This is a genomic window from Halorubrum sp. SD690R, from assembly GCF_005435035.1.
Lineage (GTDB): Archaea > Halobacteriota > Halobacteria > Halobacteriales > Haloferacaceae > Halorubrum > Halorubrum ezzemoulense.
Genome location: NZ_SGTV01000085.1, coordinates 1 through 1,403, shown reverse-complemented (window position 1 = coordinate 1,403; position 1,403 = coordinate 1). Strand labels below are relative to the sequence as shown.

The window sequence follows — 1,403 nt, the reverse complement described above, 5'->3', positions numbered from 1 at the left end:
CATTCGTCTTTAGCTAAGCCTCACACCTTGGTTGAGTAGCGGTAGCGAGCGTCTCTTGTAAGATCGGTCGTTGCTGGTGGATCTTCTGTGCGTCTTCGATCAGCCGCTCCAACAGCGGCGGTGGTGAGTAGCCGAGGAACTCACCGAGTTCGTGAAGAATGAGCTGGGCGTGCGACCGGAAGGTCGCCGCCCAGCGTTCCGGTGGAAACACAATCTCGTCGTCAGCCTGCTCGGAGACCAGATCCAACAACTCACGGCTCACTAGCAGCGATAGCAACGCCGCATACAGCAAAATCTCCACCACAACAGGGTTGCTCGTGTCGAACTCATCTAGTTCATATTGAGTCTTCAACTCACGAAACAGCGTTTCTACCTCCCATCGACACCGATACAGCGTCCCTAGATCTGCCGGGAGAAACTCTTCTCTCGGTAGATTTGTGATGTACAGATGGTAGTCGTCGGCGTCCTCGTCCCGGACGCCGACGACGCGGAACCGCTTCGTGTCTAGCGACCGTGTTCCCTCGTACTGACCCCGCTTGAACTCCGCTTCGACCTCTACGTCAATGTACTCCCGCGAGAGATCACTGACTACGTCGTGGACCTTCTCCCCTTCTAAGGGAATGGCGCGCCCGCGCCATTCCCGTAACTCCTCTGTTATCACCGGATTCGCGTTCTGCTTCAACCGGCTCACAAAGTAGCCGTCGTTCTCGTCGATCAGCGCAAAGCGGCGGTACTTGAAGTACGCTAGGTCGAACAAAACTAGCCGTCCATGTAGCCACGATCCCGTCTTGAACAACGTGCTGTCGTGCGCTTTTTCATCGGTCACGTCAATCCGTTCAATCGTCTGATCGGTGGCATTGTGGAGCAGGTGGAGCTTCGCTCCAGCCTGCTCCTCGTGGCGAGCTTGGAACTCGTCGGAAAGAAACTCGTGTAACCGCAACACCGTTCCATCAGCGATCATCACGTCCCTGAATCGGTCGATATCAGCGTCAACAGCGTCGGGAACAGCGACCTCGTCGAGACCACGCTCGACGAGGTCGCGGAGATACTCTGTAAGTGACGGCGTCAACCGGTGATAGAAGCCACCAGGAGAGATCGTCTCATCGGCTGTGGAGTTGTAGCTACGTCTGAACCCAGCGAGTGTTCGGCTCTCGCCTGCGGCGAAGCCGAACACGAGCGCCCACACGAGGACGGGAATCTGAAGTTTGCCCTCACGCTCGACCACGCCGAGTTCCTCGGCGTGCTCTTCGAGGAACTCAGAGGGAAACAGTGTAGTAAGCCGACGCATGATTCTTGATGAGGAGGCGTCTTGGTGCACACTTGCCGCCTCCTCATTCCTCTCAAAAAGTAGCCTCGATAAGCCGCTGCTGTCATGCGGTTCTTCGCTTAGCTAAAGACGAATG

1 protein-coding gene is annotated in these 1,403 nt (G+C 56.4%); it reads right to left on the bottom strand.

Annotated features, from left to right (window positions below; translation table 11 throughout):
- Positions 1 to 13 precede the first annotated feature (13 nt).
- Entirely contained in the window at positions 14 to 1,288 is a 1,275-nt protein-coding gene (locus EXE41_RS18480) for an IS4 family transposase (protein WP_089308101.1), read from the bottom strand.
- Positions 1,289 to 1,403 lie beyond the last annotated feature (115 nt).